At 54.3% G+C, this 20,839-nt stretch carries 27 protein-coding genes; 15 read left to right on the forward strand and 12 right to left on the reverse strand.

Features of this window, described 5'->3' with window-relative positions; translation table 11 throughout:
• Window positions 1-55: 55 nt before the first annotated feature.
• Complete coding sequence (gene yhbY / locus ES815_RS07100; RefSeq protein WP_095099897.1) at window positions 56-349, forward strand: ribosome assembly RNA-binding protein YhbY; 294 nt, start codon at window positions 56-58, stop codon at window positions 347-349.
• A 152-nt stretch (window positions 350-501) separates the two neighbouring features.
• On the opposite strand, the gene greA is transcribed toward yhbY, so the two are convergent.
• Entirely contained in the window at window positions 502-978 is a 477-nt protein-coding gene (gene greA, locus ES815_RS07105) for a transcription elongation factor GreA (protein ID WP_142487242.1), read from the reverse strand.
• A 246-nt stretch (window positions 979-1,224) separates the two neighbouring features.
• Between greA and dacB the strand changes: the two genes are divergently transcribed.
• The 3 genes from dacB to pmrB are packed head-to-tail and all read left to right on the forward strand — an operon-like array spanning window position 1,225 to window position 4,363.
• Window positions 1,225-2,658, forward strand: coding sequence for a serine-type D-Ala-D-Ala carboxypeptidase (dacB, locus tag ES815_RS07110; protein WP_142487243.1), 1,434 nt, complete (start codon window positions 1,225-1,227; stop codon window positions 2,656-2,658).
• 2 nt (window positions 2,659-2,660) lie between these two features.
• A complete protein-coding gene (pmrA, locus tag ES815_RS07115; protein WP_142487244.1) occupies window positions 2,661-3,323 on the forward strand; it encodes a two-component system response regulator PmrA in 663 nt (220 codons plus the stop codon).
• Window positions 3,320-4,363: a two-component system sensor histidine kinase PmrB gene (gene pmrB, locus ES815_RS07120; protein ID WP_142487245.1), complete on the forward strand. Its 1,044-nt coding sequence runs from the start codon at window positions 3,320-3,322 to the stop codon at window positions 4,361-4,363. Before pmrA ends, pmrB begins: the two co-directional genes overlap by 4 nt.
• A 37-nt stretch (window positions 4,364-4,400) precedes the next feature.
• On the opposite strand, the gene cgtA is transcribed toward pmrB, so the two are convergent.
• The 4 genes from cgtA to rplU all read right to left on the reverse strand — a co-directional run bounded on the left by cgtA (window position 4,401) and on the right by rplU (window position 7,241).
• Window positions 4,401-5,576 (reverse strand): Obg family GTPase CgtA, encoded by a 1,176-nt coding sequence (gene cgtA, locus ES815_RS07125; protein ID WP_106994822.1) that lies wholly within the window; start codon window positions 5,574-5,576, stop codon window positions 4,401-4,403.
• Window positions 5,573-6,556, reverse strand: coding sequence for a DMT family transporter (locus tag ES815_RS07130; protein ID WP_142487246.1), 984 nt, complete (start codon window positions 6,554-6,556; stop codon window positions 5,573-5,575). The genes cgtA and ES815_RS07130 overlap by 4 nt, the downstream gene beginning before the upstream one ends.
• 96 nt (window positions 6,557-6,652) lie before the next feature.
• Window positions 6,653-6,910 (reverse strand): 50S ribosomal protein L27, encoded by a 258-nt coding sequence (gene rpmA / locus ES815_RS07135; protein ID WP_007673187.1) that lies wholly within the window; start codon window positions 6,908-6,910, stop codon window positions 6,653-6,655.
• A gap of 19 nt (window positions 6,911-6,929) precedes the next feature.
• Window positions 6,930-7,241: a 50S ribosomal protein L21 gene (gene rplU, locus ES815_RS07140; RefSeq protein WP_106994824.1), complete on the reverse strand. Its 312-nt coding sequence runs from the start codon at window positions 7,239-7,241 to the stop codon at window positions 6,930-6,932.
• A gap of 256 nt (window positions 7,242-7,497) precedes the next feature.
• On the opposite strand from rplU, the gene ispB reads away from it, so the two are divergent.
• A complete protein-coding gene (gene ispB / locus ES815_RS07145; protein WP_142487247.1) occupies window positions 7,498-8,469 on the forward strand; it encodes an octaprenyl diphosphate synthase in 972 nt (323 codons plus the stop codon).
• A gap of 228 nt (window positions 8,470-8,697) precedes the next feature.
• Entirely contained in the window at window positions 8,698-8,985 is a 288-nt protein-coding gene (gene sfsB, locus ES815_RS07150) for a DNA-binding transcriptional regulator SfsB (protein WP_142487248.1), read from the forward strand.
• 60 nt (window positions 8,986-9,045) lie between these two features.
• Here sfsB and murA read toward each other — a convergent pair whose 3' ends face one another.
• From murA to mlaF, 7 genes are all read right to left on the reverse strand, one after another.
• Window positions 9,046-10,305: a UDP-N-acetylglucosamine 1-carboxyvinyltransferase gene (gene murA / locus ES815_RS07155; protein WP_039031637.1), complete on the reverse strand. Its 1,260-nt coding sequence runs from the start codon at window positions 10,303-10,305 to the stop codon at window positions 9,046-9,048.
• 51 nt (window positions 10,306-10,356) lie between these two features.
• Window positions 10,357-10,611: a BolA family iron metabolism protein IbaG gene (ibaG, locus tag ES815_RS07160; RefSeq protein WP_032614457.1), complete on the reverse strand. Its 255-nt coding sequence runs from the start codon at window positions 10,609-10,611 to the stop codon at window positions 10,357-10,359.
• Between the two features lie 125 nt (window positions 10,612-10,736).
• Entirely contained in the window at window positions 10,737-11,030 is a 294-nt protein-coding gene (mlaB, locus tag ES815_RS07165) for a lipid asymmetry maintenance protein MlaB (protein ID WP_142487249.1), read from the reverse strand.
• Window positions 11,030-11,665, reverse strand: a complete 636-nt coding sequence (gene mlaC / locus ES815_RS07170) for a phospholipid-binding protein MlaC (protein ID WP_142487250.1) — start codon at window positions 11,663-11,665, stop codon at window positions 11,030-11,032. Before mlaC ends, mlaB begins: the two co-directional genes overlap by 1 nt.
• 3 nt (window positions 11,666-11,668) lie before the next feature.
• Entirely contained in the window at window positions 11,669-12,229 is a 561-nt protein-coding gene (mlaD, locus tag ES815_RS07175) for an outer membrane lipid asymmetry maintenance protein MlaD (protein WP_106994830.1), read from the reverse strand.
• Between the two features lie 4 nt (window positions 12,230-12,233).
• The gene (gene mlaE / locus ES815_RS07180; RefSeq protein ID WP_142487251.1) at window positions 12,234-13,016 is read right to left on the reverse strand and encodes a lipid asymmetry maintenance ABC transporter permease subunit MlaE; all 783 of its coding nucleotides are present in this window, start codon (window positions 13,014-13,016) and stop codon (window positions 12,234-12,236) included.
• Window positions 13,017-13,023: 7 nt separating this feature from the next.
• Window positions 13,024-13,836 carry a phospholipid ABC transporter ATP-binding protein MlaF gene (gene mlaF, locus ES815_RS07185; RefSeq protein WP_032614468.1) on the reverse strand — a complete coding sequence of 271 codons (813 nt, stop codon included), beginning with the start codon at window positions 13,834-13,836 and terminating at the stop codon, window positions 13,024-13,026.
• Between the two features lie 230 nt (window positions 13,837-14,066).
• Between mlaF and ES815_RS07190 the strand changes: the two genes are divergently transcribed.
• The 9 genes from ES815_RS07190 to ptsN all read left to right on the forward strand — a co-directional run bounded on the left by ES815_RS07190 (window position 14,067) and on the right by ptsN (window position 20,817).
• Window positions 14,067-15,044, forward strand: coding sequence for a calcium/sodium antiporter (locus tag ES815_RS07190; RefSeq protein ID WP_142487252.1), 978 nt, complete (start codon window positions 14,067-14,069; stop codon window positions 15,042-15,044).
• Between the two features lie 13 nt (window positions 15,045-15,057).
• Window positions 15,058-16,044 (forward strand): arabinose-5-phosphate isomerase KdsD, encoded by a 987-nt coding sequence (gene kdsD, locus ES815_RS07195; protein ID WP_142487253.1) that lies wholly within the window; start codon window positions 15,058-15,060, stop codon window positions 16,042-16,044.
• 14 nt (window positions 16,045-16,058) lie between these two features.
• Window positions 16,059-16,625: a 3-deoxy-manno-octulosonate-8-phosphatase KdsC gene (kdsC, locus tag ES815_RS07200; RefSeq protein WP_106994894.1), complete on the forward strand. Its 567-nt coding sequence runs from the start codon at window positions 16,059-16,061 to the stop codon at window positions 16,623-16,625.
• Window positions 16,622-17,197 carry an LPS export ABC transporter periplasmic protein LptC gene (gene lptC / locus ES815_RS07205; protein WP_142487254.1) on the forward strand — a complete coding sequence of 192 codons (576 nt, stop codon included), beginning with the start codon at window positions 16,622-16,624 and terminating at the stop codon, window positions 17,195-17,197. Before kdsC ends, lptC begins: the two co-directional genes overlap by 4 nt.
• A complete protein-coding gene (lptA, locus tag ES815_RS07210) occupies window positions 17,166-17,720 on the forward strand; it encodes a lipopolysaccharide ABC transporter substrate-binding protein LptA (protein WP_142487255.1) in 555 nt (184 codons plus the stop codon). Before lptC ends, lptA begins: the two co-directional genes overlap by 32 nt.
• A 6-nt stretch (window positions 17,721-17,726) precedes the next feature.
• The gene (lptB, locus tag ES815_RS07215; RefSeq protein WP_142487256.1) at window positions 17,727-18,452 is read left to right on the forward strand and encodes an LPS export ABC transporter ATP-binding protein; all 726 of its coding nucleotides are present in this window, start codon (window positions 17,727-17,729) and stop codon (window positions 18,450-18,452) included.
• Between the two features lie 47 nt (window positions 18,453-18,499).
• Window positions 18,500-19,933: an RNA polymerase factor sigma-54 gene (gene rpoN, locus ES815_RS07220; RefSeq protein WP_142487257.1), complete on the forward strand. Its 1,434-nt coding sequence runs from the start codon at window positions 18,500-18,502 to the stop codon at window positions 19,931-19,933.
• A 22-nt stretch (window positions 19,934-19,955) separates the two neighbouring features.
• A complete protein-coding gene (hpf, locus tag ES815_RS07225; protein WP_142487258.1) occupies window positions 19,956-20,243 on the forward strand; it encodes a ribosome hibernation promoting factor in 288 nt (95 codons plus the stop codon).
• An 82-nt stretch (window positions 20,244-20,325) separates the two neighbouring features.
• Window positions 20,326-20,817: a PTS IIA-like nitrogen regulatory protein PtsN gene (ptsN, locus tag ES815_RS07230; RefSeq protein WP_039031625.1), complete on the forward strand. Its 492-nt coding sequence runs from the start codon at window positions 20,326-20,328 to the stop codon at window positions 20,815-20,817.
• The last annotated feature ends 22 nt before the right edge of the window (window positions 20,818-20,839 follow it).

Genomic DNA, 20,839 nt, shown 5'->3' on the forward strand with positions numbered 1-20,839 from the left:
GGGAGATGGCGGTAGAATGAACCGTTTTCAATCCCAACGTAAGCAAAAATATACGATGAATCTGAGTACTAAACAAAAACAGCACCTTAAAGGTCTGGCACATCCGCTCAAGCCTGTAGTAATGCTTGGCAACAATGGTTTGACCGAAGGGGTACTGGCCGAGATTGAACAAGCGCTGGAGCACCACGAATTAATCAAAGTGAAAATCGCCTCTGAAGACAGAGAGACCAAGACTTTGATCGTGGAAGCAATCGTGCGCGAAACCGGCGCCTGTAATGTACAGGTCATCGGTAAAACGCTGGTGCTCTACCGCCCATCTAAAGAGCGTAAAATCTCGCTGCCACGCTAAGATTATCCTGAATTGAACACATTTTCTGTGTAAAACGAGGGGTTTTTCTTTAGCAGGTGAGCAAAATGCCATGCTCCTTGAGTTGATAAAAGGCCGCTAAGCGGCCTTTTTCCTATCTTTACAATGTATCAACATCTGGCGGGAGATGCGAATTACAGGTAATCAACCTTGATAATTTCGAACTCCACTTCCCCACCCGGGGTGCGGATAGTGACCACATCGTCCTGCTCTTTGCCAATCAGACCGCGGGCAATCGGCGAGTTTACCGAGATCAGATTCTGCTTAAAATCTGCCTCGTCATCACCCACGATGCGGTAAGAAACCTCTTCATCGTTATCCAGATTGATCACGGTAACGGTGCAGCCAAAAATGACACGCCCGTTATTTGGCATTTTGGTGATATCAATCACCTGCGCATTCGACAGCTTAGCTTCGATATCTTTAATACGACCTTCGCAGAAACCCTGCTGCTCACGCGCAGCGTGGTACTCAGCGTTCTCTTTCAGATCGCCATGCTCACGCGCATCCGCGATAGCGGCAATGATTTCAGGGCGGCGCACAGATTTCAGAAAATCCAGTTCTTCGCGCAGTTTTTCAGCCCCACGTAAGGTCATCGGAATAGCTTGCATTTGTTATACCTCTTTGACATTCCTGTTGGGTACGGGTAACCGACCCGACGACTGGCCCCGCAGGCATCACAGCCTGGCACAGGTCAGAAGCAAAAGAAAACTGACCCGGAAGCAAAGTTCCAGGTCAGCAGTAATTTTTCAATTTGATACGTATTTTACCGCGAAGTTCAGTATGGGTCATCGTTTACTTTACAGGGCGTTGGGCCGTAGTATGACGGTTTGTTTCCGGGTTGTTAGCGCGAGATTATGCGATTTTCCAGATTTATCATCGGATTGACCACCACGATTGCGTTCACTGTCCAGGCAGCGAACGTGGACGAGTATATTAATCAGCTGCCCGATGGCGCCAACCTTGCCCTGATGGTGCAGAAGGTCGGCGCCCAGGCGCCTGAGATCGATTATCACAGTCAGCAGATGGCCCTGCCCGCCAGTACGCAAAAGGTGATCACGGCGCTGGCCGCCCTGCTGCAGCTGGGGCCCGATTTTCGCTTCACCACCACGCTCGAGAGCAAAGGCAACGTCGAAAGCGGCGTGCTGAAAGGCGATCTTATTGCCCGTTTTGGCGGCGATCCGACATTTAAGCGTCAGGATATCCGCAACATGGTCGCCGTGCTAAAGAAGTCGGGCGTGCAGCGCATTGAAGGCAATGTGCTTATCGACACCTCCATCTTCGCCAGCCACGATAAGGCCCCGGGCTGGCCGTGGAACGATATGACCCAGTGCTTTAGCGCACCGCCTGCGGCCGCGATCGTCGATCGCAACTGCTTCTCCATTTCGTTGTACAGCGCGCCAAAACCCAACGATTTAGCCTTTATCCGGGTGGCGTCCTACTATCCGGTCACCATGTTCAGCCAGGTACGAACCCTGGCGAAAGGATCGCCGGAAGCGCAGTACTGCGAGCTGGATGTGGTCCCGGGCGATCTCAACCGCTTTACGCTAACCGGTTGTCTGACGCAACGCGCCGATCCGCTGCCGCTGGCCTTCGCTATTCAGGATGGCGCAGGCTATGCCGGAGCGATCCTGAAAGACGAACTGAAGCAGGCCAATATCACCTACAGCGGCACGCTGTTGCGCCAGACTCAGAGCAACGAACCGGGCACCGTGATTGCCAGTAAGCAATCGGCACCGCTGCACGATCTGCTGAAGATCATGCTGAAAAAATCAGACAACATGATCGCCGATACCGTGTTTCGCATGATCGGCCATGCCCGCTTCGGCGTACCAGGCACCTGGCGTGCCGGTTCGGATGCGGTCCGGCAGATCCTGCGTCAGCAGGCCGGTATTGAGCTCGGGAATACCATCGCGGTCGATGGCTCCGGTCTTTCGCGCCATAACCTGATCTCGCCTGCCACCATGATGCAGGTCCTTCAGTACATTGCTCAGCACGACACTGAACTAAACTTTATCTCGATGCTGCCGCTCGCCGGTTATGACGGCTCCCTGCAGTACCGGGCCGGCCTGCATGCCGCGGGTGTGGATGGCAAAGTCTCCGCTAAGACGGGCTCACTGCAGGGGGTATATAACCTTGCCGGATTTATCACCACGGCCAGTGGGCAGCGGATGGCATTTGTGCAGTATCTTTCAGGCTACGCGGTTGAACCTGCAGACCAACGCAATCGCCGTATCCCGCTGGTGCGCTTTGAGAGCCGGCTTTACAAGGATATTTATCAGAATAACTAGCGATGAAATTACTCATTGTCGAAGACGATCTGCTGCTACAGGAAGGACTGGCTCTGGCGCTCTCAGCCGAGGGCTATACGCTTGATTGTGCTGGCACTGCCGCCGAGGCTGATGGCCTTATCCAGAGCGGTGAATATGGCCTTGTAATCCTCGATCTTGGGTTACCGGACAAAGACGGAGCCACCCTGCTCAGCCAGTGGCGTCGTCGCGGGGTGGATAATCCAGTGCTGATCCTGACGGCGCGTGATGCCCTGGAAGATCGCATCAACGGCCTGGACTCCGGCGCTGACGACTATCTGGTGAAACCCTTTGCCCTGGCGGAACTGCAGGCGCGGGCCAGAGCCTTGATTCGGCGCTATCAGGGGCACAGCGATAATCTGCTCAGTGACGGCGATCTGACGCTAAATCTGCAAACGCAGCAGGTGTTACAACAGTCCCAGCCGGTAGAGGTAACACCAAAAGAGTTCGCCCTGCTGACGCGGCTCATCATGCGCACCGGGCAGACCGTCCACCGTGAAACCTTACAGCAGGACATCTATTCCTGGCAGGACGATCCCGGCTCGAACACGCTGGAGGTTCATATTCATAACCTCCGGCGTAAGCTGGGTAAAGATCGGATCAAAACCGTGCGCGGCGTGGGCTATCGTCTGGAGAGCCAAAAATGAACAGCATGCGCCGTCGTCTGATGGTGCTGTTGGCAGTCATTCTGCTGTTCTTTCAACTGGTCAGCGTTATCTGGCTCTGGCATGAAAGCCGGGAGCAAATCGGCTTTCTGGTCAACGAGACGCTTTCCGCCAAAGCGCGCAACCAGCATGTGGAGAAAGAGATCCGGGAGGCGATCGCCTCGTTGCTGGTACCTTCGCTGGTGATGGTCGGTTTTACGCTGCTCTTCTCCTTCTGGGCGGTCACCTGGATCACCCGCCCGCTCAACCAGCTCCGCTCCAGCCTGGCAAACCGCTCTGCTGATAATCTCTCCCCGCTGCCGATGTATTCCGACATGGAAGAAATTGGCGCCGTCACCACCTCGCTAAATCAGCTTCTTGCCCGGCTGGATCAAACCATTCAACAGGAGCGCCTCTTCACCGCTGACGCCGCACACGAGCTGCGAACGCCGCTGGCGGGTATCCGCCTGCACCTGGAGCTGATGGCGCAGTCAGGCTCGCCCCAGGCGACAACGCTGATTGCCCGTATCGACCAGCTGATGCATACCGTGGAGCAACTCCTGATGCTGGCTCGCGCGGGCCAGGCTTTGGCCAGTGGGCATTACGATACGGTTAACTGGAGCGAATCTATTTTTGCACCGCTGGCACTGGAGAATGATACCCGGGATCACACAATGATCTGGCCGCAGACTGGCTCCCAGAGCGTTCAGGGGGACGCAACCCTGCTACGACTGATGCTGCGCAATTTGCTGGAGAACGCAGTGCGTTACAGCCCGGCGGGAACCACCATTGAAGTCAGAATGCAGGAAGTCGACGATGGCACGCTGGTGAGCGTCTGCGATCGGGGGCCAGGCATTGATGAGGCACATCGCCAGTCCATTACCGAACCGTTTCGTCGTATCGATCAACGTTATGGCGGTAGCGGGCTAGGGTTGAGCATCGTGCAGCGTATCGTGCAGCTGCACCGCGGTAAACTGACGCTGGAAAACCGTCCTGAAGGCGGGCTGACGGTCGGCTGTTGGCTACCGTCAAAACTAAACTAAAAAAAAAGCCCCCTTGATAAGGGGGCCATTGACGGTCTTAACGCTTGTAGATGAATTCGACGCCTTCTTCGTCGTCTTCGTCCCAGTCGTCATCCCAGTCTTCGTCGTCTTCTTCTTCCGTCTGCTCTTCAAGCTGCTGACGGTGGTAGTCATCCCACATGAATTCGACTTTTTCAGGCTGTTTCGCTTCTTCTGCCTGAGTAACCGGGTTTTCGATGATAAAGGTCATCACGTCCCAGCACAGATCCTTCACGCCCATCTGGCTTGCAGCGGAGATGAGATAGTATTTATCTTCCCAGCCCATCGCTTCAGCAATGGCTTTCGCCTTCGCTTCGGCTTCTGCTTTGTCCATCAGGTCGATCTTGTTGAAGACCAGCCAGCGCGGCTTAGCAGCCAGCTTATCACTGTATTTTTCCAGCTCGCCAATAATGATACGGGCGTTCTCCACCGGATCGGAACCGTCGATCGGATCGATATCGATGAGGTGCAGCAGAACGCGGCAGCGCTCAAGGTGTTTCAGGAAGCGGATCCCTAAACCAGCCCCTTCCGCGGCGCCTTCGATCAGGCCCGGAATATCCGCAACCACGAAGCTCTTCTCGGTGTCCATACGCACCACGCCGAGGCTTGGCACCAGGGTGGTAAATGGATAGTCAGCCACTTTTGGCTTAGCCGCAGAGACCGCGCGGATGAAAGTAGATTTACCGGCATTCGGCATCCCCAACATCCCGACGTCAGCCAGCAGCATCAGTTCGAGCTGCAGATCGCGCTTGTCGCCCGGTGTACCCATCGTTTTTTGACGCGGGGAACGGTTCACGGAGGATTTGAAACGGGTGTTGCCCAGGCCGTGCCAGCCGCCTTTTGCGACCATCAGGCGCTGACCGTGTTTGGTCATATCACCCATGGTTTCGCCCGTACCCTGATCGATAACGCGTGTCCCGACCGGTACCTTCACGCTGACGTCTTTCCCGCGTTTGCCGGTACAGTCACGGCTCTGGCCGTTCTGGCCACGCTCTGCGCGGAATGCTTTCTCGAAACGGTAATCGATCAGCGTGTTAAGGTTTTCGTCGGCTTCAAGCCATACGTCACCGCCGTCACCGCCGTCGCCGCCGTCAGGGCCGCCACGGGGAATATATTTTTCACGGCGGAAGCTTACGCAACCATTACCGCCATCACCTGCCACGACCAGGATCGTTGCTTCATCAACAAACTTCATTTTACTCTCCGTAAATCATTCGCCTGAGCGGGGGACACTACAGCCGCTTCATTTTTGCGCCAACGTCCCCAAAGACGATGACCAATGGCGGAATACATCGCGCCCGCAACCACGACAAACGCACCGAGATAAGCCAACAGGTTTAACATCGGTTTGACGAAGAAATCGGGCCAGGCCATTGATAATAAATCTGAAAATAACAGCGTAAACAGCGGGGTCAGCGTAATCAGTGCGCTCACCTGTGCTGCCTGCCAGCGCGCCATCGCTTCTGCCAGCGCGCCATAACCGACTAACGTGTTCAGACCACAAAAGATCAGACACGCCAGCTGCCAGTCGCTTAACTGGGTAATCACTCCCGGCTTCGCCAGCGGCAACAGTGCAATAGTACATAAAGTGTACAGCAAAAACAGGATCTGCTGTGACGCCAGGCGACGCAATAACACCTTTTGCGCGACGCCATAACTTACCCACACCGCCGCCGCACTCACGCCGAAAATCACACCCCAGGTGTAATCCGTCAGGCGAGTAAATATCTCTATCAGACTGGTATTGAAGAACAACACCAGACCGCAAAGCAGCATCATTGCCCCGATAATCTGCGTACCGCGCATCTTCTCTTTAAGGATGAAGACGCTGGCCACCATCATACCGACCGGTGAAAGCTGGCCTATAACCTGCGATGCCGTAGGGCTGAGATATTGCAGGGAAGAACTGAACAATATGAAGTTGCCAAACAGGCCACCTGTCGCAATCGCCAGCATCACCAGCCAACGCGGTTTACGAAAGATGCGCAGAGGGGGAAGCTTACCTTTTATCGCAAGGATAATTCCCAACCCTATACCGGCCATCAGGAAGCGGTAGAACACCACCGTAGGCGGCTCCATCACTTCCAGTACCTGCTTCATTGCAATTGGCAGTGCACCCCAGCACATTGCGGTGGTGAGCGCCAAAAGAATACCAATGCCGGCCTGCTGCTTCATGCCCGTTTTCCCTACAGAAAAAATTACCGGGTTTCCAATGTAAAAAGCCCCGCAACACGTTGCGGGGCTTTAATCCGTTACCGGACCGAGAAAACCTTACTCAGCAACAATGCTGATGTATTTACGGTTGTTCGGGCCTTTAACTTCAAATTTCACTTTACCGTCTGCTTTAGCAAACAGAGTGTGGTCACGACCGCAACCTACGTTGTTACCAGCGTGGAATTTGGTGCCACGCTGACGAACGATGATGCTACCCGCCAGAACGGTTTCGCCACCGAAACGCTTAACGCCAAGGCGTTTAGCTTCTGAATCGCGACCGTTACGTGTGGAGCCGCCAGCCTTTTTATGTGCCATTTAAATCTCTCCTCAGGTCTTAGGCGCTGATGCCAGTAATTTTCACATCAGTGAACCACTGACGGTGGCCCTGCTGCTTACGGTAGTGTTTACGACGACGAAACTTAACGATCTTAATTTTCTCGCCACGACCATGAGCAACAACTTCAGCTTTGATAACGCCGCCATCAACGAAAGGAACGCCGATTTTGACTTCTTCACCGTTTGCGATCATCAGAACTTCAGCGAACTCAACAGCTTCGCCAGTTGCGATGTCCAGCTTTTCCAGGCGAACGGTCTGACCTTCGCTTACTCGGTGTTGTTTACCACCACTTTGGAAAACCGCGTACATATAAACTCCGCTTCCGCGCACATCCTCGTGTGATTCAGAGTGCGCTATAAATATTCACAATAGGGCGCGAATATTACGCAAAACGCGAGCCTTTGACAAGTGCTACCGTCAATACATGAAGAAAAAAAACACAACACGTACGGTAACGTTTATCTGAGGCGTTTTTTCAGTACAATCAGCGCTACTATTGATAAACCGAACCCTACGTTAGCCCATTTGAAATGTGGAAAACAGGACTACAAGCCCGGCTTTTGCGATGAATTTAGAAAAAATCAATGAGTTAACCGCGCAAGATATGGCGGGTGTAAATGCAGCGATCCTGGAACAGCTCGATTCTGACGTTTCCCTAATCAATCAGTTGGGTTACTACATCGTCAGCGGCGGGGGTAAACGCATCCGTCCGATGATCGCGGTACTCGCCGCTCGCGCGGTAGGTTATCAGGGGAATGCGCACGTCACGATCGCGGCGCTGATCGAATTTATTCATACCGCCACGCTGCTGCATGATGACGTTGTCGATGAGTCCGATATGCGTCGTGGCAAAGCCACCGCCAACGCGGCGTTTGGCAATGCTGCCAGCGTACTGGTAGGTGATTTTATCTATACCCGCGCCTTCCAGATGATGACCAGCCTCGGTTCGCTGAAGGTCCTGGAAGTGATGTCCAAAGCGGTGAACGTGATCGCGGAAGGCGAAGTTCTGCAGCTCATGAACGTCAACGACCCGGACATCACCGAAGAGAACTACATGCGGGTGATCTACAGCAAAACCGCGCGTCTGTTTGAGGCTGCCGCACAGTGCTCTGGTATCCTTGCTGGCTGTACTGAGGAGCAGGAACGTGGCCTGCAGGGCTACGGACGCTACCTTGGCACCGCCTTCCAACTGATCGACGATCTGCTCGATTACAGCGCCGATGGCGAAACCCTGGGCAAAAACGTCGGTGACGACCTCAACGAGGGCAAACCGACGCTACCGCTGCTGCATGCCATGCGTAACGGCACTCCTGAGCAGGCAAACCTGATCCGTGAAGCTATTGAGCAAGGAAACGGCCGACACCTTCTGGAACCCGTACTGGAAGCAATGGCGACCTGTGGTTCTCTGGAATGGACCCGTCAGCGTGCCGAGGAAGAGGCCGATAAAGCCATCACCGCACTTCAGGTTATCCCAGACAGCCCATGGCGAGATGCTCTGATCGGTCTCGCGCATATCGCTGTTCAGCGCGATCGATAAGGACAAGGGAACTCTCTTTTACATGAAAATAGAGTTCCTGTAAGTTCCAAATAATAGCCATAACGTTGTTAAAGAATCCGCTTACAGGCCGCATGATTAAAGCCCTGGCAAAATCTGAATATTGCTTCCAGTAATGCGAACTTTTTAGAACCGCTGTTCGAAGAAGGTATAGTAAATACGTCATTTAATTGAAATGACGTGAACGTACCAGAACAGAGGGACTACTGTATGGATAAGAAATTTATCGACTGGCACTCGGCCGATATTATTGCCGCGCTGCGCAAGAAGGGAACATCACTGGCTGCAGAATCCCGCCGTAATGGTCTCAGTTCATCTACTCTGGCAAATGCGCTGACGCGCCCCTGGCCGAAGGGAGAACTGATCATTGCCACGGCGTTAGGTACCGATCCCTGGGTAATTTGGCCATCACGCTACCATGACCCGATAACCCATGAGTTTGTCGACAGAACGCGCATGATGCGCCAGAGAAGACAAGAAAAAGAGCGCCAACAATGACGCTCCTTTAAACGGGAATAGCAACCCCCCGGTCGAGATGGCAGGGGGCTGCCTTAACGATTACTCGCCTTTCACACGCTCAATATTTGCACCCAGTGCACGCAATTTATCTTCGATGCGTTCATAGCCGCGATCGATGTGATAAATACGGTCCACCAGCGTGGTACCTTCAGCAATACAGCCCGCCAGCACCAGGCTCGCAGATGCACGCAGATCCGTCGCCATCACCTGCGCACCGGACAGTTTTTCCACGCCATGACAAATCACAGTGTTGCTTTCGATCTCAGCATGCGCGCCCATACGGATCAGCTCCGGTACGTGCATAAAGCGGTTTTCAAAGATCGTTTCGGTGATCACACCTGTACCCTCGGCCACCAGGTTCAGCAGCGTGAACTGCGCCTGCATATCGGTCGGGAAGGCCGGATGCGGGGAAGTCCGCACGTTGACGGCTTTAGGGCGCTTACCGTGCATATCCAGGCTGATCCAGTCTTCACCGGTTTCGACGTCGGCACCCGCCTCACGCAGCTTAGCCAGTACCGCATCCAGGGTATCAGGCTGGGCATTACGGCAGACGATCTTCCCACCGGAGATGGCCGCTGCGACCAGGAAGGTCCCGGTTTCGATACGGTCAGGCAGAACGCGATACACACCGCCACCCAGACGTGCAACGCCTTCGATGGTGATACGGTCGGTACCCTGACCGGTGATCTTCGCCCCCAGAGTGTTCAGGAAGTTGGCGGTGTCCACAATCTCCGGTTCGCGCGCGGCGTTCTCGATGATGGTGGTGCCTTCTGCCAGCGTAGCCGCAGACATGATAGTGACGGTCGCGCCAACGCTCACCTTATCCATCACGATATGCGCGCCCTTGAGGCGGCCATTGACGGAGGCTTTGACGTAGCCCTCTTCCAGCTTGATTTCAGCACCCAGCTTCTCGAGGCCGAAAATATGCAGATCGACCGGACGCGCGCCAATAGCGCAGCCGCCAGGCAGAGAGACCTGACCCTGACCAAAACGGGCCACCAGCGGACCCAGCGCCCAGATAGAGGCGCGCATGGTTTTCACCAGATCGTACGGCGCGGAGAAGTTATTCACGTTGCTGGCGTCGATCCACACGGATCCGTTACGCTCCACCTTGGTACCCAGCTGGCCGAGCAGCTTCATGGTGGTATCAATGTCTTTCAGTTTCGGGACGTTCTGAATCTCTACCGGCTCTTCCGCAAGCAGTGCGGCGAAGAGGATCGGCAGCGCGGCGTTTTTGGCGCCGGAAATTGTGACTTCGCCCTGGAGACGCGTAGGCCCCTGAACACGAAATTTGTCCATGATTTACTCTCTGTATGAATTCAACCGTGCTGCGGGCAAATCACCCTCAGCTCAAAAACCGTTTAGTTTGCGATCGCGTGCCCACTCAGTCGGGGTGAACGCCTTGATCGACAGGGCATGAATACGGTTATCCGCGATATATTCCATCAGCGGCGCGTATACAGCCTGCTGCTTTTTCACGCGGCTCATGCCGTCAAAGATCTCTCCCACAGCAATAACCTGAAAGTGGCTGCCGTCGCCGGAGACGTGGGCTTCCTGGAGGGCAAGTGCATTCATCAGCACGGTCTGGATTTCATGATTTTCCATGGGATCTCTATCATCTGGTGTGAAAACAAGCCCAACATCTTAGAGCAAAGTGGCGCGGTCTTAAACAAGCAAAAAGCCCCGACGATGAAACAGTCGGGGCTTTTGATAGTAACGTACTGAAAAAATTAGCGGGGCAATACGTCTTCCGGCAGATTATAGAGCTGAGCCAGGGTGATGACGTTATCACTGACGCCCGCAAGCGCTACCTGCTTGCCCTGCCCTTTGCCTGCCGCCACCAGATGAACCAGCAATGCGACGCCCGCCGTATCCACGCGGGAAATGCCGCCAAGGTCAATACAGGAGACGCCCTGCATGGCTTCATGGCGCGCATCCCACAGAGGATTCAGATAATCCTGATCCAGCTCGCCAGTGAGTAACAACGTCTCACCCTCTCGGGTCCAGCTGAGCTGCGACGTCATTATTTTTTCTCATCCAGGGTAATTTTCTGACGCGAGATGCTGTTCAGCTGAGCAGTCAGACCATCAATGCCCTTAGTACGCAGCAGATCGCTCCATTCGTTCTGCTTGGTGGTGATCATGCTGACGCCTTCGGCAATCATGTCGTAAGCCTGCCAGTTACCGTTCTGGCTGTTCTTACGCCACTGGAAATCCAGGCGCACTGGCGGACGACCGTTTGGATCGACGATAGTCACGCGGATAGGAACGATGGTGGCAGAGCCCAGCGGCTGTTCCGGCGCAATCTGATACGTCTGGCCGTGGTACATGGCCAGCGCCTGGCCGTAGGCCTGCTTCAGGTACTCACGGAACGCAGCAAAATAAGCATCGCGCTGCGCTGGCGTGGCGTCTTTGTAGTAACGACCCAACACCAGAGCCCCGGCATATTTTACCTGAACATACGGCAGCAGCTCCTGATCGACCACATCGCGCAGGTAGTCGGGATTGGAACGAATTTTCGGCTGCTCGTTCTTAAGGCGATCGAAGGTTTTCTTAGCCGCCTCATTCATCTGTTGATAAGGATTGCTCTGGTCGGCTGCGTTAGCAGCAGTCAAAGGGGCAATCATCAGCATGGCAACCATTAACAGTCGTTTAATCATGAATTACTTCTCCTGAGATGAATTCGTCGTGCCAACAGGCGGCGTAATGTCACTCTGCGCAGGTGTCTGAGCAGCTTGATTCTCGTCACCCCCTTTACTGTTGCTGTTGTAAAGGAACTGACCAATCATATCTTCCAGCACCATGGCTGACTTCGTATCCTGAATTACGCCACCGTCCTTAAGGATAGTCGTTCCCAGTTCGGGATCTTCAAAACCGATGTTCAGCGCCAGGTATTGTTCACCTAACAGGCCGGAGGTACGGATAGACAGGGAGCTGGTATCCGGAATGTGGTTGTAGCGCTCTTCAATATCCAGCGCGACGCGCGGCAGATAGGTTTTCTCGTCGAGGGTGATATCGGCCACACGCCCTACCACTACCCCGCCAATGCGCACCGGAGAACGGCTTTTCAGGCCGCCGATATTATCGAAGGTGGCATAGATGCGATATGTGGGCTCGGTGCGGATCGTCGTAACATCCGCCACTTTGAAGCTTAAAAACAGTGCGGCCAGCAGTGCCAGCAAAACAAATACGCCTACCCAAATTTCTACTTTTTTCGTTTGCATGAACTCATTTCCCAAACATCAGTGCGGTGAGCACAAAATCCAGAGCCAGTATGGCCAGCGACGAATGAACAACGGTGCGGGTGGTTGCCCGGCTGATACCGGCAGACGTCGGGATTGCATCGTAGCCATTGAACAGTGCAATCCAGGCGATCGTCACGGCAAATACCGCGCTTTTAATCAGGCAGTTAACCAGATCCAGACGCCAGTCAACCGCACCTTGCATCGCAGACCAGAAGAAACCGGCATCGATCCCTTTCCACTGCACGCCAACCATCGATCCGCCCCAGATCCCGACCGCAACAAAGAGAATAGTCAGCAACGGCAACGAGATCATGCCCGCCCAGAAGCGCGGCGCGATCACCCGACGCAGCGGATCCACGGCCATCATCTCCATACTGGAGAGCTGCTCGGTGGCGCGCATCAGGCCGATTTCCGCCGTCAGCGCCGAACCGGCACGCCCGGCGAATAACAGCGCCGCGACCACCGGACCCAGCTCACGCAACAGGGAGAGCGCCACCAGCATTCCGAGACTGGTTTCCGCACTGTAGGTGGTGAGAACCAGATACCCCTGCAGCCCCAGCACCATCCCGATGAAGACGCCGGAAACGATGATAATGAGCATCGACAGTACGCCGACATTATACAGCTGGCGTACCAGCAGAGGGGCATGTTTGCGGAATTCCGGTTTCCCGACCAGCGCATTGAATAACATCAACCCGGCACGCCCGAACGTCCTGATGGTTTTTATGCCACGGTGTCCGAGAGCGGCCAACGCATTTAACAGCATGAGTGGCTTAACTCCCTATTCCCAATAAATCTTTATGATAATCGCCCGCCGGATAACGGAACGGCACGGGGCCATCTGCAATGCCGTCGAGGAACTGACGGACACGCGCATCGCTGTTGCTCTGTAATGATTGCGCGCTACCGTGCGCCACAATTTTCTTATCCGCCACGATATAGGCGTAATCGGCAATGCTCAGCACTTCTGGTACGTCGTGGGTGACCACAATACAGGTCACGCCCAGCGCGCTGTTCAGTTCAGAGATCAGTTTGACCAGCACGCCCATGGTGATGGGATCCTGGCCGACGAACGGCTCATCGAACATGATCAGATCGGGTTCCAGCGCGATCGCGCGCGCCAGGGCCGCACGACGGGCCATGCCGCCAGAGAGTTCGGAAGGCATCAGTTTAGCGGCACCACGCAGGCCGACGGCCTCAAGCTTCATCATCACGGTGCTTTTCAGCAGTTCCGGCGGCAGGTGAGTATGCTCACGCAGCGGATAGGCGACATTATCGAAGACATTCATGTCAGTAAAAAGTGCCCCGGACTGAAAAAGCATGCTCATGCGTTTACGCACGGTGTAGAGGCGCGAGCGGGACATGGCCGGAATATTTTCGCCATCAAAGAGGATCTCGCCCTGGCTCGGGGGGATCTGCCCGCCAATCAGGCGCAGTAATGTCGTTTTACCAATGCCGGAGGGCCCCATAATGGCGGTGATTTTACCGCGAGGCACGGTGAGAGAGATGTTGTCAAAAATGACCCGGCTGCTGCGCGTGAAGCTGACGCCACGGACATCGACTATATTCGCCCCATTCAGGCTCATGTACATTTCCTTTCTATTGCCGGTTCAGGATCGGCTTGATGCCTGATTTCGCCGCAAACCCAACATTTTTACAGAATATTACCTCTGCAGGTAAGCGAAAGCTGGCATTTGTTTTACTTTTACAACGCATAAAGTCAAAATTAGGAATACGTTACGTCTACAGACAGTATGCAGCGGCAGAGATTTTTTTCTCAGTGGACCGGCGAGTATACCTGAAGAAAGGACTTTTGATGCTTCTTGCAACGGCACTGTTAATAATTGGTTTACTTTTGGTGGTCTACAGTGCCGACCGTCTGGTGTTCTCCGCATCAATTCTGTGTCGTTTATTGGGCATACCCCCCCTAATTATTGGGATGACGGTGGTCAGCGTTGGCACCTCCTTGCCGGAGATCATCGTCTCTGTCGCCGCCTCGCTGCACGATCAAGTTGATCTCGCCGTGGGAACGGCCATTGGCTCCAATATCGTCAATATTTTACTCATCCTGGGGCTTGCTGCGCTGCTGCATCCATTTCGCGTGCATTCTGATGTTCTGCGGCGTGAATTGCCGCTAATGTTAATTGTCAGTCTGCTCGCTGGTTACGTGTTATATGACGGACAGTTAACCCTTAGCGATGGCATTTTCCTGCTGGCACTGGCGGTCATCTGGCTGTTTTACATTGTTAAGCTGGCCCGGGCGGCGGAGAAGCAGGGCAATGACTCCCTGACCCGCGAGCAGGTTGCCGAACTGCCGCGTGAGGGGAATTTACCCGTCGCGCTGCTTTGGCTGGGTGTAGCGTTAATCATCATGCCGATGGCGACACAGATGATCGTTGATAACGCTACGGTGCTGGCCAACTACTTCGCCATGAGCGAATTGACCATCGGCCTGACGGTGATTGCCATTGGCACCAGCCTGCCTGAGCTTGCCACGGCGATTGCCGGCGCGCGTAAAGGCGAAGACGACATGGCGATTGGTAATATTATCGGTTCCAATATTTTCAATATTGCCATCGTGCTGGGCCTGCCGGCCCTGATTGCCCCTGGCGCGTTTAATCCGCTGGCGTTCAGCCGGGATTATGGGGTGATGCTGTTAGTCAGCGTCATCTTCGCTCTGCTCTGCTGGCGGCGTAAAAGGCAGATTGGTCAGGGTGCTGGCGCGCTGCTGACGGTGGGATTTATCGTATGGATGGCGATGCTGTACTGGCTCTCGCCTCTTCTCTCTGGGTAAACGGAAACGCATTATGTCGCAAATAGAATTGCAGCCGGGTTTTGACTTTCAGAAAGCAGGAAAAGAAGTTCTGGAGATAGAACGTGAAGGTCTGGCGCAGTTAGATCAATACATTAATCAGGACTTTAGCCTCGCGTGTGAAAAACTTTTCCACTGCACCGGCAAAGTCGTGGTGATGGGAATGGGCAAATCCGGGCACATTGGTCGTAAAATGGCAGCCACGTTCGCCAGTACCGGCACGACCGCCTTTTTCGTTCACCCCGGTGAAGCGGCGCACGGTGACCTGGGGATGGTCTCGGCGCAGGATATCGTTATCGCGTTATCGAACTCCGGCGAATCAAATGAAATCCTGGCGCTGATCCCGGTGCTGAAGCGACTTCACGTTCCCCTCATCTGTGTTACCAGCCGTCCTGAGAGCAGCATGGCGCGCGCTGCGGATATCCATCTGTGCGTCAAAGTGCCGAAAGAGGCCTGCCCGCTGGGGCTGGCTCCGACTTCCAGCACCACCGCTGCGCTGGTAATGGGGGATGCGTTGGCCGTTGCCCTGCTCGAAGCCCGCGGTTTTACCGCCGAAGATTTCGCCCTCTCCCATCCGGGCGGCGCGCTGGGGCGTAAATTGCTGCTGCGGGTGAATGACATCATGCACACCGGGGATGAAATTCCGCGCGTCAGTAAAGACGCCTCCCTGCGCGATGCGCTGCTGGAGATCACCCGTAAAAATCTTGGTATGACCGTCATCTGCGACGAGCAGATGAAAATTGACGGGATTTTCACCGATGGGGATCTACGCCGCGTATTCGATATGGGGGTAGATGTTCGTAAGCTGGGTATCGCCGATGTGATGACCCCCGGGGGGATTCGGGTGCGTCCCGGCCTGCTTGCTGTTGAAGTATTAAACCTGATGCAGTCCCGCAATATCACCTCCGTTATGGTTGCTGATGGCGACCAATTGCTGGGTGTGGTACATATGCATGATCTGCTGCGCGCAGGCGTAGTGTAATGAAGGATAAGACAATGATTAATGCGGGTGCATCCCTTGCAACCTGTTATGGCCCGGTCAGTGCGCAGATGATGTCGCAGGCCGAAAACATTCGCCTGCTGATCCTGGATGTGGATGGCGTGCTGTCTGACGGCCTGATTTATATGGGCAACAATGGCGAAGAGCTGAAAGCCTTCAACGTACGTGATGGCTACGGTATTCGCTGTGCGCTCACTTCTGGCATAGAAGTTGCCATTATCACCGGGCGTAAGGCTAAACTGGTAGAAGATCGCTGCGAAACGCTGGGCATTACCCATCTCTATCAGGGGCAGTCCGATAAGATGGTCGCTTTCAGGGACTTACTTGGTAAACTTGCCATTGCCCCGGAAAACGTCGCCTATGTCGGAGACGATCTTATTGACTGGCCAGTGATGGCAGAAGTGGGACTCAGCGTCGCCGTTGCCGATGCGCATCCGCTTTTGATCCCGCGCGCTGACTATGTCACCCGTATTAACGGTGGCCGCGGCGCAGTGAGAGAAGTCTGCGACCTGCTGCTGCTGGCGCAAGGTAAGCTTGATGAGGCCAAAGGGCAATCGATATGAGTAAAACCAGACGTTGGGTTATTATTCTGCTTTCGCTGGTAGCACTGGTACTGATTGGCGTGAATCTCGCTGACCGGGACGACGAACAAGCGCCGACGGTCAATACTAACGATCCAACATATAAAAGCGATCATAGCGATACCGTGGTCTACAGTCCGGAAGGGGCGCTGAATTATCGCCTTATCGCTCAGCATGTTGAGTATTTTTCCGAACAGGGCGTCTCCTGGTTTACCCAACCGGTGATGACCACCTTTGATGTCAATAAAATTCCGACCTGGTCGATTAAATCAGACCGGGCAAAACTGACGAATGACCGTATGCTTTATCTGTATGGTCATGTTGAGGTGAATGCGCTGACCGCAGACTCACAGCTGCGCAAAATCACAACCGATAACGCACAGATTAACCTTGTGACGCAGGATGTCACGTCGCAGGATCTGGTTACGCTATACGGCACAACATTTAATTCCAGCGGTCTGAGAATGCGCGGGAACTTACGCAGCAAGAACGCAGAGCTGATTGAAAAGGTTAGAACCTCCTATGAAATTCCAAGCAAACAAACTCAGCCTTAAATTTGTTATTGCCAGCGCGCTGCTGGCCGTCAGCCTGCCTGCGCTTGCTGTGACGGGTGATACCGAGCAGCCGATTCATATCGAATCCGATACGCAATCGCTCGACATGCAGGGTAACGTTGTGACCTTTACCGGCAATGTCGTCGTGACTCAGGGCACCATCAAAATCAACGCCGACAAGGTGGTGGTGACGCGTCCTGGCGGTGAAGACGGTAAAGAGATTATCGATGGCTACGGCAACCCAGCTACCTTCTACCAGATGCAGGACAACGGCAAGCCGGTGAAAGGGCACGCCTCCCAGATGCACTACGAGCTGGCGAAAGACTTCGTGGTGTTGACCGGTAATGCGTTCCTGGAGCAGCTCGACAGCAACATCAAGGGCGACAAGATTACCTATCTGGTGAAAGAGCAAAAAATGCAGGCCTTCAGTGAAAAAGGCAAACGCGTGACGACCGTTCTGGTTCCATCGCAGCTGCAGGACAAAAACAACACTCAGGCCCCGGCACAGAAAAAGAGTAACTAATTCGTTATGGCAACATTAACTGCAAAGAATCTCGCCAAAGCCTACAAGGGCCGTCGCGTAGTGGAAGATGTCAGTTTGACCGTCAACTCCGGCGAAATTGTCGGCCTGTTGGGTCCTAACGGTGCAGGTAAAACCACCACCTTTTATATGGTGGTAGGCATTGTGCCGCGCGACGCGGGCAACATCATCATTGATGACGAAGACATCAGCCTGCTGCCCCTTCACGCGCGTGCGCGCCGCGGCATCGGTTACCTGCCGCAGGAAGCCTCAATTTTTCGCCGTCTCAGCGTCTTCGACAACCTGATGGCGGTGCTGCAAATCCGTGACGATTTGACCTCCGAACAGCGTCAGGATCGCGCCAACGAACTGATGGAAGAGTTCCATATCGAACATCTGCGCGACAGCATGGGCCAGGCGCTCTCCGGTGGTGAACGCCGCCGTGTGGAAATTGCCCGCGCGCTGGCGGCCAACCCGAAATTTATCCTGCTCGATGAACCTTTCGCGGGTGTTGACCCGATTTCGGTTATCGATATCAAACGTATTATTGAGCATCTGCGCGACAGTGGCCTGGGCGTGCTTATCACCGACCACAACGTACGCGAGACGCTGGCGGTCTGTGAGCGAGCCTACATCGTCAGCCAGGGCCATCTTATTGCCCACGGTACACCGCAACAGATCCTCGAAGATGAGCATGTTAAGCGCGTGTATCTTGGGGAAGACTTCAGACTCTGATAGGGTAGAAGTTCAGTCTCGCGTAAACGGAGAAAAATGCTCTGAACATGAAGCAAGGTTTGCAATTAAGGCTCAGCCAACAGCTGGCAATGACGCCGCAGTTACAACAGGCTATTCGTCTGTTGCAGCTGTCAACGCTGGAACTTCAGCAGGAACTCCAGCAGGCGCTGGACAGTAATCCCCTGCTTGAGCAAACCGATCTTCACGATGAGGTAGAAACTCAGCAAACCCAGGATAACGAAACTCTCGACAGCGTTGATGCGCTGGAGCAAAAAGAGATGCCTGACGAGCTTCCTCTCGATGCCAGCTGGGATGAGATCTACACCGCCGGCACGCCATCCGGCACGCGCGCAGACTACCAGGATGATGAATTGCCGGTGTATCAGGGCGAGACTACCCAGTCGCTGCAGGATTACCTGATGTGGCAGGTGGAGCTGACGCCCTTTTCCGATACCGATCGCGCCATCGCCACCTCTATTGTCGATGCCGTCGATGAGACCGGCTATTTGACCGTGTCGCTGGACGACATTCTGGAAAGCATCGGTGATGATGAGATCGATCTCGAAGAGATCGAAGCGGTTCTGAAGCGCGTTCAGCGTTTTGATCCGGTCGGCGTCGCCGCACGCGATTTACGTGACTGCCTGCTGATTCAGCTTTCGCAGTTTGTTAAAGAGACGCCGTGGCTGGAAGAGGCTCGCCTGATCGTCAGCGAGCATCTGGATCTGCTGGCTAACCACGACTTCCGCTCCCTGATGCGCGTGACGCGGCTGAAGGAAGAGATCCTGAAAGAAGCGGTCAATTTGATTCAGTCGCTGGATCCGCGTCCGGGGCAGTCTATCCAGACCAGCGAGCCCGAGTACGTCATTCCCGATGTACTGGTGCGCAAGCATAACGGCCTGTGGACCGTGGAATTGAATTCCGACAGCATCCCTCGCCTGCAAATAAATCAGCAGTACGCCTCGATGTGCACCAGCGCGCGCAACGACTCGGATAACCAATATATCCGCAGTAATCTTCAGGAAGCGCGCTGGCTAATCAAGAGCCTGGAGAGCCGCAATGATACGCTGCTGCGCGTCAGCCGTTGCATCGTGGAGCAGCAGCAGGCGTTCTTTGAACAAGGTGAAGAATTTATGAGGCCGATGGTGCTGGCCGATATCGCCCAGGCCGTCGAGATGCATGAATCGACGATTTCCCGCGTGACGACGCAGAAGTATCTGCATAGTCCGCGCGGTATTTTTGAGCTTAAGTATTTTTTCTCCAGCCATGTCAACACCGAAGGCGGCGGCGAAGCTTCGTCGACGGCCATCCGGGCGCTGGTGAAAAAGTTGATCGCCGCGGAAAACCCCGCGAAACCACTGAGCGACAGTAAGTTAACCACCATGCTGTCCGATCAAGGTATCATGGTTGCACGCCGCACTGTTGCGAAGTATCGAGAGTCTTTATCCATTCCGCCGTCAAACCAGCGTAAACAACTGGTCTGACTCTACCGATAAGGAAGACACTATGCAGCTCAACATCACTGGACACAACGTCGAAATCACTGAGGCCCTGCGCGATTTTGTGAATGCAAAATTCGCTAAGCTTGAGCAGTATTTTGAGAGGATCAATCAGGTCTACATTGTGTTAAAAGTGGAAAAAGTGACTCATATCTCGGATGCGACCCTGCACGTCAACGGGGGCGAAATCCATGCCAGTGCGGAAGGGCAAGACATGTACGCGGCTATCGACGGCTTGATTGACAAGCTGGCACGACAGCTAAACAAACATAAAGATAAACTGAAACAACACTAATTGTCCGGGCAGTTAACGGGTGCAGGTTGGCCTGTTGTGAAACACAACGGGCCCTTTGTACAGTTAGCGCTTAGGTGAAATTATGATGAATAACGATTCAACTCTACAACTGAGCAGTGTCCTTAATCAGGAATGTACCCGCAGTGCCGTCCACTGCCAGAGCAAAAAACGTGCGCTGGAGATCATCAGTGAACTGGCCGCAAAGCAGCTGAGCCTGCCGCCCCAGGTGGTGTTTGAAGCGATCCTGACCCGTGAAAAAATGGGCAGTACCGGCATCGGCAACGGCATTGCCATTCCCCATGGCAAACTTGAAGAAGATACTCTGCGTGCTGTAGGCGTGTTTGTTCAGCTGGAAACACCTATCGCCTTTGATGCCATTGATAACCAGCCTGTCGATTTGCTGTTTGCCCTGCTGGTACCCGCGGATCAGACCAAAACACATTTGCATACCCTCTCGCTGGTGGCCAAACGACTGGCGGATAAAACCATCTGTCGCCGTTTGCGTGCGGCACAGAGCGATGAGGAGCTCTATCAAATCATTACGGAAACGGAAGGCAATCAGGATGATGCGTAATCGGGTGATGGCTTTGACATCT

The sequence above is a fragment of the Leclercia adecarboxylata genome, from assembly GCF_006874705.1.
Classification (GTDB): domain Bacteria; phylum Pseudomonadota; class Gammaproteobacteria; order Enterobacterales; family Enterobacteriaceae; genus Enterobacter; species Enterobacter adecarboxylatus_C.

What these genes read in the sequence shown, in the direction of transcription:
- hpf (WP_142487258.1), top strand. Translation starts at nt 19,956, where the DNA reads ATGCAGCTCAACATCACTGGACACAACGTCGAAATCACTGAGGCCCTG.
- rplU (WP_106994824.1), bottom strand. Translation starts at nt 7,241, where the DNA reads ATGTACGCGGTTTTCCAAAGTGGTGGTAAACAACACCGAGTAAGCGAA.
- mlaE (WP_142487251.1), bottom strand. Translation starts at nt 13,016, where the DNA reads ATGCTGTTAAATGCGTTGGCCGCTCTCGGACACCGTGGCATAAAAACC.
- lptC (WP_142487254.1), top strand. Translation starts at nt 16,622, where the DNA reads ATGAGTAAAACCAGACGTTGGGTTATTATTCTGCTTTCGCTGGTAGCA.
- lptA (WP_142487255.1), top strand. Translation starts at nt 17,166, where the DNA reads ATGAAATTCCAAGCAAACAAACTCAGCCTTAAATTTGTTATTGCCAGC.
- ispB (WP_142487247.1), top strand. Translation starts at nt 7,498, where the DNA reads ATGAATTTAGAAAAAATCAATGAGTTAACCGCGCAAGATATGGCGGGT.
- mlaD (WP_106994830.1), bottom strand. Translation starts at nt 12,229, where the DNA reads ATGCAAACGAAAAAAGTAGAAATTTGGGTAGGCGTATTTGTTTTGCTG.
- kdsC (WP_106994894.1), top strand. Translation starts at nt 16,059, where the DNA reads ATGATTAATGCGGGTGCATCCCTTGCAACCTGTTATGGCCCGGTCAGT.
- ptsN (WP_039031625.1), top strand. Translation starts at nt 20,326, where the DNA reads ATGATGAATAACGATTCAACTCTACAACTGAGCAGTGTCCTTAATCAG.
- lptB (WP_142487256.1), top strand. Translation starts at nt 17,727, where the DNA reads ATGGCAACATTAACTGCAAAGAATCTCGCCAAAGCCTACAAGGGCCGT.
- ES815_RS07190 (WP_142487252.1), top strand. Translation starts at nt 14,067, where the DNA reads ATGCTTCTTGCAACGGCACTGTTAATAATTGGTTTACTTTTGGTGGTC.
- yhbY (WP_095099897.1), top strand. Translation starts at nt 56, where the DNA reads ATGAATCTGAGTACTAAACAAAAACAGCACCTTAAAGGTCTGGCACAT.
- sfsB (WP_142487248.1), top strand. Translation starts at nt 8,698, where the DNA reads ATGGATAAGAAATTTATCGACTGGCACTCGGCCGATATTATTGCCGCG.
- ES815_RS07130 (WP_142487246.1), bottom strand. Translation starts at nt 6,556, where the DNA reads ATGAAGCAGCAGGCCGGCATTGGTATTCTTTTGGCGCTCACCACCGCA.
- rpmA (WP_007673187.1), bottom strand. Translation starts at nt 6,910, where the DNA reads ATGGCACATAAAAAGGCTGGCGGCTCCACACGTAACGGTCGCGATTCA.
- pmrB (WP_142487245.1), top strand. Translation starts at nt 3,320, where the DNA reads ATGAACAGCATGCGCCGTCGTCTGATGGTGCTGTTGGCAGTCATTCTG.
- rpoN (WP_142487257.1), top strand. Translation starts at nt 18,500, where the DNA reads ATGAAGCAAGGTTTGCAATTAAGGCTCAGCCAACAGCTGGCAATGACG.
- mlaF (WP_032614468.1), bottom strand. Translation starts at nt 13,836, where the DNA reads ATGAGCCTGAATGGGGCGAATATAGTCGATGTCCGTGGCGTCAGCTTC.
- pmrA (WP_142487244.1), top strand. Translation starts at nt 2,661, where the DNA reads ATGAAATTACTCATTGTCGAAGACGATCTGCTGCTACAGGAAGGACTG.
- cgtA (WP_106994822.1), bottom strand. Translation starts at nt 5,576, where the DNA reads ATGAAGTTTGTTGATGAAGCAACGATCCTGGTCGTGGCAGGTGATGGC.
- ibaG (WP_032614457.1), bottom strand. Translation starts at nt 10,611, where the DNA reads ATGGAAAATCATGAAATCCAGACCGTGCTGATGAATGCACTTGCCCTC.
- mlaC (WP_142487250.1), bottom strand. Translation starts at nt 11,665, where the DNA reads ATGATTAAACGACTGTTAATGGTTGCCATGCTGATGATTGCCCCTTTG.
- dacB (WP_142487243.1), top strand. Translation starts at nt 1,225, where the DNA reads ATGCGATTTTCCAGATTTATCATCGGATTGACCACCACGATTGCGTTC.
- murA (WP_039031637.1), bottom strand. Translation starts at nt 10,305, where the DNA reads ATGGACAAATTTCGTGTTCAGGGGCCTACGCGTCTCCAGGGCGAAGTC.
- kdsD (WP_142487253.1), top strand. Translation starts at nt 15,058, where the DNA reads ATGTCGCAAATAGAATTGCAGCCGGGTTTTGACTTTCAGAAAGCAGGA.
- greA (WP_142487242.1), bottom strand. Translation starts at nt 978, where the DNA reads ATGCAAGCTATTCCGATGACCTTACGTGGGGCTGAAAAACTGCGCGAA.
- mlaB (WP_142487249.1), bottom strand. Translation starts at nt 11,030, where the DNA reads ATGACGTCGCAGCTCAGCTGGACCCGAGAGGGTGAGACGTTGTTACTC.